At 46.9% G+C, this 18,148-nt stretch carries 11 protein-coding genes; 3 read left to right on the top strand and 8 right to left on the bottom strand.

Features of this window, described 5'->3' with window-relative positions:
* Positions 1 to 723 precede the first annotated feature (723 nt).
* The 8 genes from CRECT_RS04320 to CRECT_RS12320 all read right to left on the bottom strand — a co-directional run bounded on the left by CRECT_RS04320 (position 724) and on the right by CRECT_RS12320 (position 14,485).
* Positions 724 to 4,506, bottom strand: coding sequence for a DUF4214 domain-containing protein (locus CRECT_RS04320; RefSeq protein WP_171992671.1), 3,783 nt, complete (start codon positions 4,504 to 4,506; stop codon positions 724 to 726).
* A 120-nt stretch (positions 4,507 to 4,626) separates the two neighbouring features.
* On the bottom strand, positions 4,627 to 7,647 hold the full coding sequence (locus CRECT_RS04315; protein ID WP_004319827.1) for an efflux RND transporter permease subunit: 3,021 nt from the start codon (positions 7,645 to 7,647) through the stop codon (positions 4,627 to 4,629).
* On the bottom strand, positions 7,640 to 9,445 hold the full coding sequence (locus tag CRECT_RS12500; protein ID WP_004319850.1) for an efflux RND transporter periplasmic adaptor subunit: 1,806 nt from the start codon (positions 9,443 to 9,445) through the stop codon (positions 7,640 to 7,642). Before CRECT_RS12500 ends, CRECT_RS04315 begins: the two co-directional genes overlap by 8 nt.
* Positions 9,442 to 10,758 (bottom strand): TolC family protein, encoded by a 1,317-nt coding sequence (locus tag CRECT_RS04305; protein WP_004319835.1) that lies wholly within the window; start codon positions 10,756 to 10,758, stop codon positions 9,442 to 9,444. Before CRECT_RS04305 ends, CRECT_RS12500 begins: the two co-directional genes overlap by 4 nt.
* A 137-nt stretch (positions 10,759 to 10,895) precedes the next feature.
* Positions 10,896 to 11,627, bottom strand: coding sequence for a flagellar type III secretion system pore protein FliP (fliP, locus tag CRECT_RS04300; RefSeq protein ID WP_375804288.1), 732 nt, complete (start codon positions 11,625 to 11,627; stop codon positions 10,896 to 10,898).
* Between the two features lie 11 nt (positions 11,628 to 11,638).
* Positions 11,639 to 12,409: a flagellar motor protein MotB gene (locus tag CRECT_RS04295; RefSeq protein ID WP_004319820.1), complete on the bottom strand. Its 771-nt coding sequence runs from the start codon at positions 12,407 to 12,409 to the stop codon at positions 11,639 to 11,641.
* Between the two features lie 5 nt (positions 12,410 to 12,414).
* Complete coding sequence (locus CRECT_RS04290; RefSeq protein WP_039888261.1) at positions 12,415 to 13,182, bottom strand: motility protein A; 768 nt, start codon at positions 13,180 to 13,182, stop codon at positions 12,415 to 12,417.
* A gap of 1,120 nt (positions 13,183 to 14,302) precedes the next feature.
* The gene (locus tag CRECT_RS12320; RefSeq protein ID WP_198400769.1) at positions 14,303 to 14,485 is read right to left on the bottom strand and encodes a hypothetical protein; all 183 of its coding nucleotides are present in this window, start codon (positions 14,483 to 14,485) and stop codon (positions 14,303 to 14,305) included.
* 504 nt (positions 14,486 to 14,989) lie between these two features.
* Between CRECT_RS12320 and glmU the strand changes: the two genes are divergently transcribed.
* The 3 genes from glmU to CRECT_RS04270 are packed head-to-tail and all read left to right on the top strand — an operon-like array spanning position 14,990 to position 18,148.
* The gene (gene glmU / locus CRECT_RS04280) at positions 14,990 to 16,309 is read left to right on the top strand and encodes a bifunctional UDP-N-acetylglucosamine diphosphorylase/glucosamine-1-phosphate N-acetyltransferase GlmU (RefSeq protein ID WP_039888271.1); all 1,320 of its coding nucleotides are present in this window, start codon (positions 14,990 to 14,992) and stop codon (positions 16,307 to 16,309) included.
* A complete protein-coding gene (gene coaBC, locus CRECT_RS04275; protein ID WP_004319895.1) occupies positions 16,296 to 17,471 on the top strand; it encodes a bifunctional phosphopantothenoylcysteine decarboxylase/phosphopantothenate--cysteine ligase CoaBC in 1,176 nt (391 codons plus the stop codon). Before glmU ends, coaBC begins: the two co-directional genes overlap by 14 nt.
* Positions 17,468 to 18,148, top strand: a complete 681-nt coding sequence (locus tag CRECT_RS04270) for a hypothetical protein (protein WP_004319901.1) — start codon at positions 17,468 to 17,470, stop codon at positions 18,146 to 18,148. Before coaBC ends, CRECT_RS04270 begins: the two co-directional genes overlap by 4 nt.

Below are 18,148 nucleotides of genomic sequence, written 5' to 3'. Positions count from 1 at the left end.
CGCTAGATAAATTTCGATTTTGGTTCAAATTCGAGGCTGATTTTACGGTTTAAATTTCAGCTTTCCCGTTTTAAATTCAGCTAGCACAGATCCCGCCGTCTCGGCGTTGTCCGCGCTGATGCAGTCGGCGACTATCGTTTAAATTCGGCCGGCATAGCCCCCGCAGGGTAAAATAAATTTCGCAAACGAGTTTTCGCAGAATTTGACGAATTTGCAAGCGAGCGAAATTTGAAACGCCGTAAAAATCCTTTGTCGCGATCCGCACAAATAAAAGCGGATAAAATTTAACTTAAAAAGCGGGTCGATAGCCCAACTCGCCGACGAATTTCGGGATTTTATCCGATTAGGTTAAATTTAATCGGCGGGATAGATTTGACGGCAAATTTATCTTTGGGATTTGGTTAAATTTAAGGGTATTTAAAAGCCTTAAGCACTCTAATCTCTGTCTCATTTTTATTAAATTTTGAGGTTAAATTTAAGGATATTTAAAAAGTCCGCCGCCAAAAGACGACGGACTAAAAAATTTAAGCGACGTCGGAGTCGCCAAGCTTGACACCGCTAAGCGATATTGGCGTCGCCAAGCTCGACGCTGCTATGCTCAACACCGCTAAACTAAGCTCGACCACTTCCAAGCTAAGTTACTATGCTCGGCACTGCTAAGCCGTGCTGGCATCACGATCCAAGAGACGGCGACTACGCACTCGCAAATCGGGCTCAATACCGCTAAGCTATGTTGGCGTCTTCTAACGCAACACCGCTATTAAAGGTGCCTACCAACTTCACTTCGCCGGCATCTATCGTGCCATTCTTATCTGCATCATTTACTTGATATACCTTGGTGACGTCGTTTCCTTTGACGGCTACTATGGATTTTCCTTCTGCGGCGGCAGCTGTTTTAAACGCCTTGCCGTCGCCGAACAACTCGCCAAAATCAGCTCCCCCGTAGTTTTTACCTGCAATATCGCCGGCTACATCGGTAGTATAAATTTTACCGTTTTCTAACTCTTTCCCTGCATCTGACGCGACCTTATTTACGCCTTTCTCGGTAGCTCCCAATGCGCTAAAATCCACTTTATCTTGCGTCTGCTCAAAGCCGTTTATATTTAGCTTGTCTCCGGCTATTTCAGTGCCGAATTTGATAGTATCGGATTTTGCGTTATTAGTTACATCGACATTGAGATTATGACCGCCGTCTTTTACTTTGCCAAGATCGATATTACCGCCGTTCGCACTCTTTAAAGTAAGATCGCCGCCGAGCGTAATCTCCTTGATATCCTGGTTCTTGTTTAGAGTATCTAAGCCTTTTGCGTTAAGCTCTGCGCCCGGTTTGATTTCTACTTTTTCTATACCGGCGAGATTAACTTTTCCGTTATTTACGTTTGCGACATTGACATTTTTCGTATTTGCAACACTAGTCGCTTCCGTATCTACGGTTACGGTATCGTTGTCGCCGCCCGCTTTATCGACTATATCCACGCTTTTTACGGTAGTTCCATCCGCTTCGTATTTAACGGTCTTTAGTATGCCGTTTTCGAGTTTTTCTTCGGATACCTTCTCGCCGTCTTTTGTTTCGGTGAGGGTGTATTTGTTTTCTCCTGCATCCGTGACGGTAAATTTATGAGTGCCGTCCTCATATACGCTATTTTTATATTGATTTTCATATTTTAATAAAAATTTACCGGCAACCTTTTCATAAAGTTGAGCCGAGCCGTATGGAGGATTATCGGTAAGCGTAAATTCCGCAGGGGTATCTGCAAATTTCATTTTTGATATTTCCATATTTCGTAAAGTATCAATATTTGGAACAAAGTCGGCAGGAGCTTTGACCGTTAGCTCTGTGCCGTTTTTTAGATCTATTTTTTCTACTTTTCCATCTTTAAGCTTGTAACTATGTCCCACTATATTGTACACGACGGACGAACTCGCTTTGTTTAGAGCGTCTTGAGCTCCGGCAGCAGCTAAACCAACAGCCTCGGCTAAGGTCTTATGTCCGTCCTCTTTTAGAGTATAGGTAAAATCACCTTTTTGAATGCTTTCGACTTTTCCGTCGGCATCGAAGTTATAAGCTTCTTTCGTTCCTGTTTTTGTTATGCTTTTTAGAATGTTGTTAGCATCGGTGTCGATATCGTATTCGTTTATCTTTCCCGCATATATCTTGCCGTTTATAACGGGAACCTTCACGACACCCATATCTTTAACCTGAAAATCCAAAGCGCCGTCCAAGATAGGCCTATCTTCAAACACATAGTCTTTTCCTGCGCCGCCCAAATCTTTGACCTGAGTTATCTTATACTGAGGATTATCCGGATTATGAGGCAAAGGAATTTTTACGGTTTCGATTTTATAGGTTTGTTGCTCGGCGCCGTTTGCTTCAAACTTACCCGCATCAAATGTCGCTTTTGACATAGTATCGTAGTCAGCCTTAACGCCCGGTTTTAGTATAAAGCCCTTAGTGCCGTCTTTGTCGAGTGCAGCTACGGCATTTCCGTCTTTTGAGATGAAGCTAAACTGCTCGATTCCATTTTTATAAACAGTGCCGCCCTTGTCGTTTGATTTTAGCAGCGACTTAGTATCATGCGCATTAGCTCCAAGGTTGGCGGAGTTTTCATCTATCTCATGCAAGGAACCGCCGTGACTTGCTACCAATGTTTTTCCTTCGGTTACCTTATCGTTGCCAAGATCCACGGTATATTTTCCGTCTTCGCTCTTATATACGTTTGTGTCGCCTACTTTTTTGAGCACGGTAGCGTCTAGTTCTGCGGCCTTAGCCATTGCTCCTGCGCTTTTTTCCTCGGCTTTTGCTTTCTCCAGCTGGGCTTTTGCCTTTTCCCAAGTTTCTTTTAGCTCTTCGTTGTCAGGATCTTTATCGAGATTTGCTTTAGCGGCTTTTACTTCGGCGTCTCTTAGGGCTACCGTTGCGCTAGCGACGGCGGCTTTAGCCTTGGCGACTTTTGCTGAAAAGTTTGTGATCGCGTCTTTATTTTTAGTATAATCAGGTAGCGCTCCTTTGTCGGGGCCGTCTTGATATGCTTTAGCGGCGGCGGCGGCTTTGGTATCGGCGGCTTGTTTATTTTCGTTAGCTTTGTCTTTTAGGGCGTTATTTGGCGCATCCAAATCTTTTAAATTCAGCTCCTTAGTCCATACCTCCAGTTGAGCTTTGGCGGCTATTTTTTGTTGGTATGTTAAGGATGAAGTTTCTATGTCGCTTTTAACCTTTGAAATATTTGCCGCTGCGTTGATCTTTGCTTGTAGTAAGTCGGCTATAGCTTTTTCGTCCTTGGCCTTTACTTGAGCATCGTATGCCTTTTGGGCAGCGTTAAATAAAGGAATCTCTTTGGCTATAGCTTTCGCGTATTCTACTTGATCTTGTGCCAGATCTTTTTGTTTACCCGCTACGTCTTTTGTTTTATCTGCTACCTCGGCCTCGCCCGTTACTTCGGTTAGTTTCTTATCATCCAGAGTTCTGCCGAAAGTATTTACTATATCTTTTGCCTTTTCCAGAGCTTCTCTTTGTTTATCGGTGGTAGATGGATCATCTATCTTGTTTTGGATATGGTTTAGGGCGTATTGTTTTATGCCGTTGTGGTTATTTATCGCATGTTCGACGGCATCTTTGATCTCTTTTGCTATATCGGCATCTTTTTTAGCTTGCTCGGCCGCTTCTTTTGCTTTTTGTAGGTTTTCTTCGGCTTGTTTTACGGCCTCTTCTTTTGCTTTTTGTTTTTGCTCTTCCGGAGTTAGAGGTTTTGGGTTATTGCTTCCGCCTGAGCTTCCACCGCCAGGATTTGGAGTAGGAGCAGGAGGGGTCGGAGGGGTAGGAGTGCTTCCTCCTTCTTCATATATATCAGTAGTAGCAGTAGTGTTATCCAAAGCTTTTTGTAGTGCATCCGCATCTACGGACGGGAATATGGATTTTGTGATTTGGGCCAGTTGATGACTGTTTAATACAGTCAAATTTCCTTTTAGGGCTTCTTGTTTTATGACCTGGGCTATCTGGGTAGGGGTGCTGGTGTCTTTGATATTTTTCAGTATATTGGCAAAGCTTGCTATCTTTTCTGTTATGCTTCCGCTGCTTGGAACGTTTTCTATAGCTTTATGAGCTATCTCGGCAGCTTTTAATTTATTTAAGAATAGTTTTTGAGCTTTAAGTTCTTCCGGTTTGGTATAGGTATTGCTCATAGCGGCTTTCAACATCTCAGATACTACGAAAGCTTTTGAGTTGCCTTCTTTTAGCTTATCTATCCAAAATTTAGAACCCTTAGGATCCTGGGCTATGGTTTTACCGAATAAATTCGAATAGATATGATTTACGAAGTCTTCGTTTGAGTTTTTACCCGCAAAATACTCTTGGGCAGGGGCGGAATTTAACATCTGCTGGGCTACTTGGCTCGTGTTTAGGCCTTGTTTTTTAGCGAGATTAAACCAAAATTTATGTCCCGCGCCTTCGGGAACTCTGTTAAACATAGTGATATATAAAGCACTGATGTCGATGCTGGTAATTGACATATCGTCTCCTTAAATTTAAAATTATGTAGCATTATAGCAGATTTTTAGATTTTTACAAATTGACGCTTAATATGTTTATTTGATACGGGTCTCGCCCGAAAACAGACTCGAATTTAGGCTCTAAATTTCCTCTCTTTTATAGATTTTACTTACGAATTTATCTATCTTATACACCGCACCAAAGAGCGCAGGCACGACTAGCAGCGTTAGCAGCGTCGAGCTAATAAGCCCCGAGATCACCGAGATCGCCATCGGAGAGTTGCCCTCGTATCCCGCGCCTCTGCTAAGCGCAAGCGGTAGCATCGCAAATATCATCGCAAAAGTAGTCATCAGTATCGCTCGCAGTCTTTTGACGCCAGCACGCACGATAGCTTCGTTTAGCTCCACGCCCTCGTTTGCGTATCGGTTGGCGAAATCCACGACCAAAATCGCGTTTTTACCCACCATACCGAAAAGCAAGATCGCGCCGACCATAACGAACAGGCTAAAGGAGTTACCGCTAAGATACAGCCCGACCGCCACGCCGCCAAAGGCAAGCGGCATCGAGATCATAATGATGATAGGCAGCACGAAACTCTCGTAAAGCGCGGCCAGGATCATATAGATAAGCACGACGCTAAGGCTGATCGTAAAGACGAAGGCCGCGTTCGTGTCGTTCATCATCTCGATAAAGCCCGTCATAACGTAATCAAAGCCGGCGGGCAAAATTTTACCGATATTTTCGTCGATACCCTTTTGCACGGCGCCCAGCGGGACGTTATCCACGTTTGCAACGATCCTGATCTGACGCTGTTTGTTAAAGCGGTTTATCACGGAAAAGGTCTTGCTCGTCTTAAACTCCGCCACCGCGCTTAGGCTTATGCTCTCGCCGCGCGCGTTTTTGATCTTTAGCTTTTGCAGCGCTTGCGCGTCCCTGCGGTACTCGTCGTCAAACCTCAGTATCATATCGTACTGCGCGTCGCCGTTATCAAAGCTACCCAGCCTGTTTTGGCCAAAGGAGGCATATATCACCTGCGCGACCGCGCTAGGATCGACGTTTAGACGTTTGGCTTTGTCTTTATTTACGCTGATTCGCAGCTCGTTTATCTTGTCCTCGTTATCGCTGCCAACATCCGTCGTGCCCTCGATAGCGCGCACCATCGCTATGGCTTTAGGCAAAATTTCGTCCAGCTTTTCCAGGCTATCGCCCGTGATCGTTAGCTGCACCGGCTCGCTGTCGCTGCCCGTATCGACGTATGGTATCTGCAGGACTTTGACGCTGAGGCCTTCAAATTTAAGCTTCTTTCTATACTCGTCCATTATCTGCGTTTGGCGCTCTTTTCGCGACTCAAAGCCCTTTAGGCGGACGTAAATTTTAGCCTTATACGCGTCCTTTGAGTCCGTGTAACCAGCGATCATATAGGAGTACTCGACGCGCGGATCGCTATCTACGGCGCGCACGACCTCGCCGGCTCTAGCGCTCATAGCCTCAACCGAGATGCCCGGGTTTGCCTTTAAAAATATCTCAAACTGCCCCTCGTCCTCGACGGGCAAAAAGTCCATACCGACCTTGCCCGCTAGGCTCATACAAAGAGCCAGCACGCCAAAAGTGAGGATAACAAACGCGGTTTTAAACCTCAAAATAAGCTTCAAAAGCCGCTCGTAACCGCTCTCAAGCGCCTCAAAAAATGGCTCCGTCACGCGGTAAAATTTACTCTCGCCCTCGCTCAAAAACCTCGCCGCCAGGCTAGGTATCAGCATAATGCAAACCAAAAACGACACCACGATACCGCCGCTCACGCTCATACCGAAGGAGTTAAAATACTGCCCGACGATGCCCTCCATAAAGGCGATCGGCACAAACACGCAAAGCAGCACCGCGCTAATGCTAAGCACGCTAAATGCGATCTCGCGCACGCCCTCAAAGCTCGCTTTTAGCGGATTGCTCTCGCCTTCTTGCATCTTTTTAGAGATATTTTCCACGACCACGATCGCATCGTCGATAAATATACCGATCCCAAGCGTGAGAGCCAGCAGCGTGAGGCGGTTTAGATCAAAGCCCAAAACGTCGATGATAAAAAAAGTCCCCACGATACTAGCAGGTATCGCAAGCGCGGCGATGATAGTCGCGCTAAAGCTTCGCAAAAAGAAAAAGACGATGACGACGGTGAGCGCGACGCCTAGCATCATGTCGAATTTGACCTGATTTATGTGCTTTAGGATGCTTTCGCTCTTTTCATAAACCCGCTCTACTTCGTAGTTTTCGCCCAGCCTTGCAGCTAGTTCGCCCGTTTTAGCTTTTAGCGCGTCTATCGTCTCGATCGTGTTTGCTCCGCTTACTTTTATAGCGTCAAGCAGCACTCCGCGCTTGCCGTTATACATCACTACTGCGTCGGTGTCGTGATGAGATAGCTCCACGCGTGCGACGTCCTTTAAAAACACATCCTTTTGCAGGCGGATATCCTCTAGCTCGCGCACACTTTTAGCGTCGAATTCGCTCTTTAAAAATATCTCGAATTCGCTATTTTCCAATTTGCCAAGCGGCGCTTTTAAATTTTGCGATTTGATTATATTTATGACCGAGGCTGCGGTTAGGGCGTATTTATCGAGCTTAAACGGATCAAGGTAAATTTTGATCTCAGGCTCCAAAAAGCCCTTGTCATCGACCTTGCCAACGCCTTTTACGCGCTGTAAAAACGGCTTTGCCTCGTCTTTGACCGCTTGCATAAGCGCGGTTAAATTTTCATCCTTGCGGCTAACGAAAAAGCTCGCCACCTTGCCGCTGTCGCTGTTGATCTTCTCTATCTCGGGCTGGGCGTCAAACTTTGCCTTTGCGACCTTGTCGCGCACGTCGTTTGCGGCGACATCGATGTTTTTCTTGAGATTAAACTCGACCGTGACGATGCTGAGGTTGTTAAAGGTATAAGACCTAATCTTTTTGATACCATCTATCGTCGAGACCTCGTCCTCGATCTTTTTGGTGACCCTGCTCTCGATGAGGCTCATATCACCCGGCGCGTAGGTCGTGATCTTAACCAGCGGAATGACGACCTCGGGGAAGAGATTTACCGGCATCCTAAAAAGCGACATCGCGCCGAAAAATACGAGCGCGACGAAAAACATCAGCGTCGTAATCGGGCGATTTATGGCTAGCTTATACATTTCGCGCCTTTGATAAAACGGGCCTTTGCGGCAAATTCGGATTTTCGTTCAAGGCTAATACGAGCGGTAAATTTGGTACAAACGACGAGATTTGCTTTTTGCTTCGATTTGCGTTCGGCGAAAAATTCGGTCGTTGAGCCGAATTTAACCCATAAGACGCAGTTTGCGACAAATTAGGCTCTGATTTTTTTGTCGGGTTAAAATTGGATTGCAAATTTAAATCCGCTCCGACCCGCCCCTGTGCCGAATTTAAGACAAAAGCCGCGCTCTCATTTTTAAATTCCTTTGCCGCGTTTATAAAATTTGCTCGCCGTATCAAATTTGAGCGCAAAGACGCGGCGCGCAGAAAATTTAGCTTACCGATTAAATTTGCGTTTTGGCTAAAATTTAATACGGCTTGCGCGAGCCGATGCGAGGTTAAATTTAACTCGAGTTTTTTCGTCGCGAAATCTTGTCGCCCTAACAAGCTCGAATTTTCGCTTGACGCCGTGATTTGCGGTAAATTCGGCACAAACGGCGCAGTTTGATTTTTGATTAAATTTAAGCTTTGCGGCGGATTTTTTACGGCGGCCGAATTTTGCTTTGCGCAGAATTCGGCTTGCGAGTTTAGATTAGCGCCGCTTGGCCGGCGAACTAAATTTAAACTCAAGGCCGCTCGGCTCGTTTTTTTAAATCTACGGTTTGCCGAATTTGTAAAATTTAAGCCAAGCTCGGGCAAGCTTAAAATCTCGGCAAAATTTACTCGCTCGCCTTTGCTCTCAAGCTCATTCGTCAAATTTGCATTTTTGATAGCGGCGCCAAATTTAACGCCGAATGCAGAATTTGAGTTCAAATTTATCCCGCTTTTCGTTTGTGCCGTCAAATTTAAAAACCTAGCCGCGCCGAAGCCGGTTTTTTCTGCGCCAAATTTTGCGTCCGCAGCGGCAAACTCGCTCTTTTTTGCGCCGGCCGAGCTGCCGAATTTAAGCTCGGACGTTTTGTTTGCATCCACTAAATTTGCGTCCTTGTTTTTAGGAGCGGCGGCCTTTTTATCGCTCGTTGCGCCCCAGTCCTGCGCGCTAGAGACGATATATCCCTCGCCAAAAAGTCCCGGCGTCAAATTTCGCGCCTGCACTTCGGCGTAAATTTTGCCGTTTTTCGTATCGATAGTCGGGTAGATGAGGCTGATCTCGCCGCGTCTTTCTTCGATTTGGCCGTCTAGTTTATAGATAAATTCGCTACCGATTTTCACGCGGTCTTTAAATTTTTCATCAAAGCTAAGCTTGAGCTTCACGTCCGGATACGAAAAAATCGACATCAGCTTTTGCGCTACGCCGCCAACGCCCTCGCCTATCTCGATACTCTTGGCCGAGATCGTCCCGTCAAAAGGCGCTAGCAGCCTCGTATCCCCTAGCCTCTTTTGCGCCAAATTTAGCGCCAGATACGCTCTGTTTTCGGCTAGCGCCGCGTTTTTAAAATCAAACTCCGCATTTTCAAAAGCCTGCTTCGAGCTCACGCTTTGAACGAGCTTAAATTTATCCAGCACGCTTTTTGCGTGGGCTTTTGCCGTCTGCGCGCTCTCTAGGTCGTTTTGAGCGAGCTTTACGGCTAGCTTTTCGCTCTCGTTTTCAAGCTCGAGCAGCACGTCGCCGCGCTTTACCGCGGAGCCGACTTCTACGTTTACGCTCTTTACGATACCGACGGCTTTTAGCGCGAGCTGCGCGTCTTTTGCGGGTGCGACGTCAAAACTCGCGTAGATCCTATCCTGAGCACAAAGCGCAACCGCCGCACTCAGTAAAAAAAGTAAAATTTTATTCATTTGCGCTCCGTTTTTTCGATATTTTCGGCGATTTTGCCGCCGCGCTCATATAGATACTCCGCCTTTTTGATCTCAAATTTACTCTTGCTTAGCTCCAGCGCGCTATCTGCGCTAAAGCTCTGCGCGGTCGCGTTTAAAAACTCGACGTACCCGAGCAGTCCCGCCTCGTACTTTTTGCTAACGGCATTTAGCGAGGTTTGCGCCGAGTTTAGAGCGCTTTTACCTGCGGCGATCTTTTGCTCGAGCGTCTTTAGGTCGTTTTTGATGTTCGTCAAATTTAGCTCGTTTTGCAATCGCTTTTGATCCAGATTTAACTTCGCTTGCAGCGCGCTAATACGCTTTATCTCGCGCCGCTTTTTGTTTGCACCAAAGTCAAACGCTTTCCAGCTAAAGCCTAAAATCAGCTCGTTGGTGTTTAAATTCGGCTTAAAAAAGTCGTCAAAATAGGGCTCCAGTACTCTTCGATACTGCGCGGGTAGCAAGTTTCTATCGTAATGCGTGCGCATAAAGGTGTAGATATTTTTGATAAAAATTTGCGGATTCGTCTCGGACGCGGTTATCTTTTCGTCCTCCAAAGCCGCGGCGAAATTTAGCCTAAGCGCCTCGAGCTCCGGCTTTTCGCTTTTTTGCGGCGCGAAGTCCTCACCCGCAAGCGCGATCCTAGAGCCCGCCACGGGCTTTATATCCCTGCCCGTTAGTGCATAAATTTGATTTTTTATCTCGTTTTGATTTTGCGAGATCTCGAGGCGTTCGGCGAGCGCCATGGCGTATCTGGCGTTTATCGCTTCATACTCGCTCTCGTCGCTAAGCCCCGCGCGGTAGTATTTTTCCAGCCTATTTAGCGCGTTTTTTAGGTAGTTTATCTCGCCCTCTTTTGCCAGCGCGAGCTCGCCCAGCGACAAAAAGCTGAAATAAAGCTTAGTCGCGTTAAATGCGAGCAGGTTTTGATACTCCTCGTTTTTTAAAATTTCGGCCGCGCTAAGGTGTGAAAGCGACCTTAACAGGGCTTCGCGTTTGCCGCCGTCATAAACGGCAAGCTCCAAAATAGCCCTGGCTGTAGCGGCTCTTTGCGGGCGCAGGACGTTTATGTCGCCGCTTAAAAAGCTGTATCCGCCCTCAACCGTGAGGCTCGGCATATACGCACTTTTTACGGCATCTTTTTGCAGCTGCGCTTTTTGCGGTTCGTAGTTTGAAATTTGAGCTAAATTTGAGCTCTGCGCGGCCGAGATCAGCTCGGGTAAATTTCCGTCAAATTTAACCTCAAAGCCGCCTAAAAAAACGCAAAAACTCAAAAATATATAAATTTTTTTCATTTAGACCCTCTTGTCTTAACTTTGGGCGGTGCGGGCTAAATTTGAGCGGGTTTGCGCCGTCCGAGATCCGTCACCGCAGGTAAAATAAAAATTTAAGCGGCGCGCGGAGCTTTTTTAAGATTATAGCGACAAAAAACCTAATGAAAGCTTTTAACGAGGTTCATAACGAGCAAATTCCACCCGTCGACGAGTATAAAAATAAGCAGCTTAAACGGTAAGGATATCATCGTCGGCGGCAGCATCATCATACCCATCGCCATAAGCACGGAGCTAACGACCATATCGATGACCAAAAACGGCAGATAGAGCAAAAAGGCTATCTCAAACGCCGTTTTCATCTCGCTGATCATAAACGCGCTCATCACGACCGTGAGCGGGATATCGTCGAAGCTTTGCGGATTTGGCATATTTCTGATGCGCAAAAACAGCGCCAGATCTTTTTCCCGCGTATTTTTTATCATAAACTCGCGAAACGGCTTCACGCCGCGTTCAAAAGCCTCTTGGTAGCCGATTTGCTCGCCAAGATACGGCCGCACGCCCGCTTCGTAGGCTTGCTTGCCCACGGGCTCCATGATAAAAAACGTAAGCACCATCGCAAGGCTAATGAGCACCGTAGAGGGCGGCATCTGCTGCGTGCCCATAGCTTGTCGCAAAAACGAAAAAACGATAATGAGCCGCAAAAAACTCGTCATCATAAAAACGAGCGAAGGAGCGAGCGTGAGGACGGTGAGGACGAGTAGGACGTTTAGCGAGCTAACCAGCTGGGTCGGCGTAGTAGGCGCGCTTAGGCTGAGATTTACGGTCGGGATCGTGACGTTATCCTCGCCTATCGCGACCGCCGCAAAGATAAAAAACAGCAAAAACGTCAGTTTTTTCAAATTTACTCCTGCACGTCCAGTATGCTTTTTTGCGTTTTAGCTTTGTCGTCCGAATTTAACGAAACGAAGTGGATCTCGACTCTGCGATTTTTCTCCCTGCCCTGCTCGGTGAAATTCGTCGCAAAGGGCTCAAATTCGGCCTTTGCGGATGCGGTTAGTTTTTTAGGATCGACGCCGTCTTTGATGAGCTCCGTCACCACGCTGATGGCGCGAGCCGAGGATAGCTGCCAGTTGTCTTTAAACTCCGCAGACCCCGGCTGCTCGCTATCTGTGTGTCCGATCACGTTTGCTACGACGTCGGGCGGTAGCTTTGCTATCACCATCGCGATACGTTTTAAAAACAGCAACGCATCGTCGTTTTGTAGCCGTGCGCTGTCCTTGTCGAAAAGCAAATTCGCGGGCAATCTGATCACAAATCCGCTCTCGCTCTCCTCAAACGTGACCTCGGGCGAGCCGCTGGCGTGCAAAAGCTCGTTGATAGAGCGCAGGGTCTGCTCGAAATTCGACTTCACGCCCGTGCGCTCTTTGTTTGAGGTGGCGTGGTCGTCTTGATTTTGCTCGGCGCCGGCATCGGGCTTTACGCCGCTCTCTAAAATCCCCAAAGCCCCGCTAAGCGAGCCGATCGCGGCTTCTAGCTTTTTAGCGTCCATAGTACTCATCGAAAGCAGCAGCACAAAAAAGCAAAGCAAAAGCGACATCAAGTCGCCAAACGCCGCTAGCCATCCCGGTAGGCATTTGGGGCAGTCGGCGGGATCGATTAACTTTTTAGCCATTTTTTCTACTTATCAAACTGACTTACGCGCTCTTTAGGCGGCAAAAACGACAACAGCTTCATCTCTAGCGTCCTAGGATTGTCGCCCGCTTGTATCGCCATTATACCCTCTAGCATCAGCACTTTTGCGGTATTTTCGTCCTTGTCGCGGATACCTAGGATATTTGCCACGGGCGCGCCTAAAATATTTCCTATCATCGCTCCGTAAAGCGTCGTAATGAGCGCGACCGCCATCGACGGACCGATAGCCGAGGGGTCGGACATATTCATCAGCATCGCGACCAGGCCGATGAGGGTGCCGATCATACCCATCGAGCCCGCAAAGCCTGAAATTTGATCGAAGATTTTGATATTATCGTTGTGGCGCGAGCTTGACTGCTCCATATCTATCTCAAGCAGCGTTCTGATGGCGTCGGGTTCATTGCCGTCCACCGCCATAGACAGGCCTTTTTTTAAAAACGGATCGGTTTCGTTGTTCGCATCGTTCTCAAGCGCCAAAATGCCGTCGCGACGGGCTTTGGTAGAGTATTCGACCATCTTTTTTACGATTTCGGGCAAATTATAAGTTTTAGGTTTTGCCGCGATACCGTAAAACGTGCCCAGTTTTTTTATCTGCTCCATCTTAAAGCCGATCATCAGCGCACAAATAGTACCGCCAAAAACGATCAAAACCGAAGGAATATCAATGTAAGCTCCGACGCCTACGCCCATTTGCATGGAACCGAGCAGAAGCACCATAATGACTATCCAACCGACGAGGCTACCTAAATCCATCTTAAAAACTTTCTATCTTAAATTTTGTTTGTATTTTAGTTTTTTTTAGTTGAAAAAACAGTTAAATTTAGGTTAGCTTTTTGCAAAAGGCGTTCCAAAGCGGCATAAATTTTTTTAAATTTTGCATTTTTGATCAAATTTCGATTTTTCAGCGCTTTTCTCCGTCAAATTTGAGCGCTTGTTTTTGCTCGAATTTTAATTTAAAAAACGAAGTAAAATTTTAAACGAAAGCAAAAGGCGGCATTTTGCGGCGAGCGTAAATTTGACGAATTTATTTTTATTATTCTTTTATCTTGCGTCGTTTTTTATTTCAGCCTTTTTAGGCTCGTTTTGGCTTGCGTTTTTTCGACCGCGCCTTTATCGTTTGCGCCGCTCGGAGGCAAATTCGACTAAAATTTTTCGGCTTAAACGCTCTTTGTCGTTATGCAAAATAGGATTTCGTGGCGCAGTGTTTTGCCCTCACTATCGCTTAAACGCCCTTTGTCGTTATGCAAAATCCGCTAAAGATAAAAACGCCGTCAAAAAGCGAGACGAACGACTATAAATTTACCGCAAATTTGCAAAAATAGGCCGTATGCAGCCGATAGTTCGCGCTCTTTACCGCACCTGCGGTTGGGTTATGCCGTCCGCCGTTTTACTCCTCCATATCGCCTCTTTGGCGTTTGCGACCGCCTTTTTTCGGGGCGAGCGGTTTTAGCGCGCAAGGCTCGTAGTATCGGGCGTCAATCCTATCTGCGACCGCGAACATCAGGCTAAATTTTTATATCTATGCCGCTTGATTTAAAATCAATTAAGCCCTCCGCGCGTCGCTAAATTTATACTCGGCGGCTTTTTGCTTTTTTGCGGGCATAGCGGCGCGGTCATTATGCGCAGGCCGAGCATGCGCGGGTTTGCGGTAAATCTTGCGAGCTAACAAAAAGCTCCGTCCGCCGCGGGGTTATACCTGCGATACGACCATATGAGCTCCGCTGGGCGGATAATGAGCTAAACCTGCGGCGCTTAGGGCTTCCAAGCTCATACGTAGATTATGAAAAGGCAAGCCTACGGTTAAAATTTAACGTTTTTGTATCCTTCCAAACTCATACGTAGATTATGAAAAGGGCGTATTTTGAGTTAAAATTCAGCTTTGCCGCCTCGGCAATTTGCGCTTTATCCTTGAAAAATGCAGCCAAAAGCCGCTTATTACGAGCGCCGCTATCGCAGCGACGCTTGCACCCGCGATCTGTTTGCCGACCTCGCCCGTGGTTTTGTCGCACGTTAGCGCAAGGCCTAAATTTCGGCGCAGCGACATCGCTATGCGCATATAAAGGCGATTCCGCCGTCCTCGCCGATGATCTGCGCGGCGTATGGATCGACCGGATAGGCACCGCTCTTGTTCGCATAAATTTTTATCGCTTCGTTTTTTGGCGGCACGAGACTTGCGAGCCGTTTAATGCCCGTTTGCTCGAAAGCTTTGCAAGATTTTCTCCGCGCTTAGCGTTTCATCCGTCTTTTAGACCTTGACGGCGTTTAAATTTATGAGCTCCTCAAGCTCGCGCCGATACGGTAAAATCGCGCTCGTAACGCCGATAAGCAGGAGCAAAGCGGTAAAAATAATCGATAAAACAGGGTGGAGATAAACAGTATTTTAATTCGCCTAAAATTGGATTCGTTTTAAATTATTATGCTATAAATTTAATTTTTATTTAAGAGAATGCGGTTATTTTATAAAAATTTAAACATTTTGAAAATCGATAAGCCGCAAAATCTTAATCCCGCATTTAGTAAATTTGAGATAAAATCGATCAAATTTAAACAAGGAAAAAAGATGAGCGATATAGGCGTAGTGGTGCTTGCCGCGGGGCTTGGCACGAGGATGAAATCAAGCAGGCCAAAGGTGCTTTTCGAGCTTTGCGGAGAGCCGATGATCATACATATTTTGCGCAAGGCTTATGAGATCAGTAGCGACGTGAGCGTGGTTTTGAGCTATCAAAAAGAGTTCGTCGAAGCCAAAATCAAAGAAATTTTCCCTCAAACTAAAATTTACGAGCAAAATTTAAAAGAGTTCCCCGGCACCGCGGGCGCGCTAAAAAACATCCCGCTAAATAGCGAAAAAACGCTGATTTTATGCGGAGATATGCCGCTTATCAAAACCAACGATCTGATTCGCCTAAGCGCGGGCAACGCAGACGTCGCGCTAAGCGTTTTTGAGGCGGCAGACCCCTACGGATACGGCCGCGTGATCGTAAATAACGGCAAAGTCGAGGCCATCGTCGAGCAAAAAGACGCGACCGAGACGCAAAAAATGATAAAAAGCGCAAACGCCGGCTGCTACTGCTTTAAAAGCGAGGTTTTGCGAGAGATTTTGCCTCTCATCGGCAACGAAAACTCGCAGAAAGAATTTTACCTAACCGACGCGATAAAAATTGCAAACGAGCGCGGTCTAAAGTGCTGGGCTATCAGCGTCGAAGAGCAAAATTTTATGGGCATAAACGATAAATTTCAGCTCAGTATCGCCGAAAATTTGATGCAGGAGGAGATCAAGAAAAATTTGATGAAAGCGGGCGTGCTAATGCGGCTACCAAACAGCGTCTATATCGATGCTAGAGCAAAATTTGAAGGCGAATGCGTCATCGAAGAAAACGTAAGCGTCATCGGAGAGTGCCTCATCAAAAACTCCGTCATCAAAAGCGGCTCGGTCGTAGAAAGCTCCGTCGTCGAGGATTCGGACGTCGGCCCTCTAGCGCACCTGCGCCCAAAATGCGAGATCAAAAACACCCACATAGGAAATTTTGTCGAGCTAAAGGCAGCCAGGCTAAACGGCGTCAAGGCGGGCCACCTAAGCTATCTGGGCGACTGCGAGATCGGCCAGGATACAAACGTAGGCTGCGGCACTATCACGTGCAACTACGACGGCAAAGCCAAGCACAAAACGATAATCGGCAAAAACGTCTTTATCGGCTCGGACACCCAGCTCATAGCCCCCGTAAAAGTCGGCGACGACGTGCTAATCGCCGCGGGAAGCACCGTAACTAGCGACGTGCCAAGCGGCGCACTAGCCATCAGCCGCACGAAACAGGTCAATAAAGAAGGCTTTTTTTATAAATTTTTTAACGACACGAAAAGCGACGAAAATGCTCAAAAATAAAAAAATTTTGCTCGCGGTTTGCGGCAGTATCGCATTTTACAAGGCTTATGAAATTTTATCCGCGCTAAAAAAAGAGGGCGCGGACGTGCGAGTTATGCTTAGCGAAGGAGCGCTCAAATTTTGCTCGGAAGCTGGCTTTGAAGCGCTGTGCGAGCATAAAATTTTAACCTCGCACACCGAGAGTTGGCAGGACGGGCTAAATCACATCGCCTACGCCAAAACCGATCTTATCTTGATCGCGCCCGCGAGCGTAAATACGATAAACAAGCTTGCAAGCGGCATTTGCGATAACGTCTTCATGCAGACTCTGATCGCTAGCCCGGCTCCGCTCCTCATCGCGCCCGCGGCCAACGATAAAATGCTAAATCACTTCTCTACGCGCAAAAATTTCGAGTTTTTAGCGGCAAACGGCGCGAGATTTATCGAACCGGTAGAAAAAACCCTAGCCTGCGGCGACACGGGTAAAGGCGCGCTGGCAGACGTTTCTACGATCATCTACGAAACCAAAAGGATGCTAACGGAGCCAAAATTTAAAGGACAAAAGGTTATCGTAACGGGCGGCGCCACGAGCGAAAAGATCGACGACGTAAGAGCCGTGACAAATCTATCTAGCGGCAAGATGGCAAAAGCGCTGGCGGGCGCCTTTTACTACGCAGGTGCGGACGTGACGCTGATAGCTAGCTTTGAGACGGCGAACGCGCCCTATAAAACGCTTAAATTTCAAAGCTCGGCGGAGCTAAAAGAGCTGCTACGCGCAAATTTGACGGACGCAAATTTGCTCGCGATGGCGGCTGCGGTGAGCGACTACGCTCCAAAAACCAAATTTGAAGGCAAGCTAAAAAAGCAAAACTTAGGCGAAATTTGGACGCTAGAGCTAGCGCAAAACGAGGATATTTTGGGCTCTTTGGCGGATTTTAAAAACGTAAAAAAAATCGGCTTTAAAATGGAAACGGACGCCGCAAACGCCATGCAAAACGCAAAAAATATGCTTGAAAAAAAGAGCCTCGACGCCGTTTGTCTAAATGTGCTGGGCGGCGATATAAATTTCGGCTCGGATAGCACGCAAATCACCTTTATCACGCATCGCGGCGCGCAAAATATCGCGCTAACATCCAAAGAGGACGCGGCGCGGCAAATCGTAAATTTAGCAAGCAACCTATGATAAATCCTGTCTCACGAGTGCAAAAAATCGCAAGCGGCGGCGCTGGCACGGCTCTAAATGCGAGCCTGCCCATCAGTATCAAAGTCGCCGAAAAGACGGGCTACAATCGCTACAATCTCAAAATGGGCAACAAAATCCTAAGCACGAAAAGCATGAAAAGCCTCGACGTAAACAGCGAATACTGGGGCGAAATCGCAAGCGGCACCGAAAATATCGTGATAAGAAATCTCTTTAAAAAGCCAAGCTTAGCCTACGCTGCGCCTGAGGGACTCGCGCTGATAGAAAGGCTGATAAGCGAGCCCGATCTAAACTGGTTTTATGAATATATATTTAACGGTCTTAGCGCGGCAGACTCGCGAGAAACGTTTGAAAATCTAGCTCAGATGCTGCTTGCGCTGCAAAAAAATATCATTAATATTTCGTTTGTTTATAATGGCGTAAAAGGCGTTTTTCAGATGAAATTTGACGGAGCCCGGACGAGTCAAATTTACCTTGTTTTTTCAAATTTCGCTCCAATTATTTTCACGCTAAAAGGCGCCCAGATAATCAGCGCTCAGACGCCGTTTGAAAAGGTCGCTAGGCTCTTGCGAAATGAATTTGACTGCGAAACGCAAACGACGCAAAACATCGCCGCTTTTTTTGATCCGAGCGGCAAAATAATTGATTTTAAGGGCTAA

This window comes from Campylobacter rectus, assembly GCF_004803795.1.
In the GTDB taxonomy this organism is placed as follows: Bacteria; Campylobacterota; Campylobacteria; order Campylobacterales; family Campylobacteraceae; genus Campylobacter_A; species Campylobacter_A rectus.
This window is presented reverse-complemented; position numbering and strand designations above follow the sequence as displayed.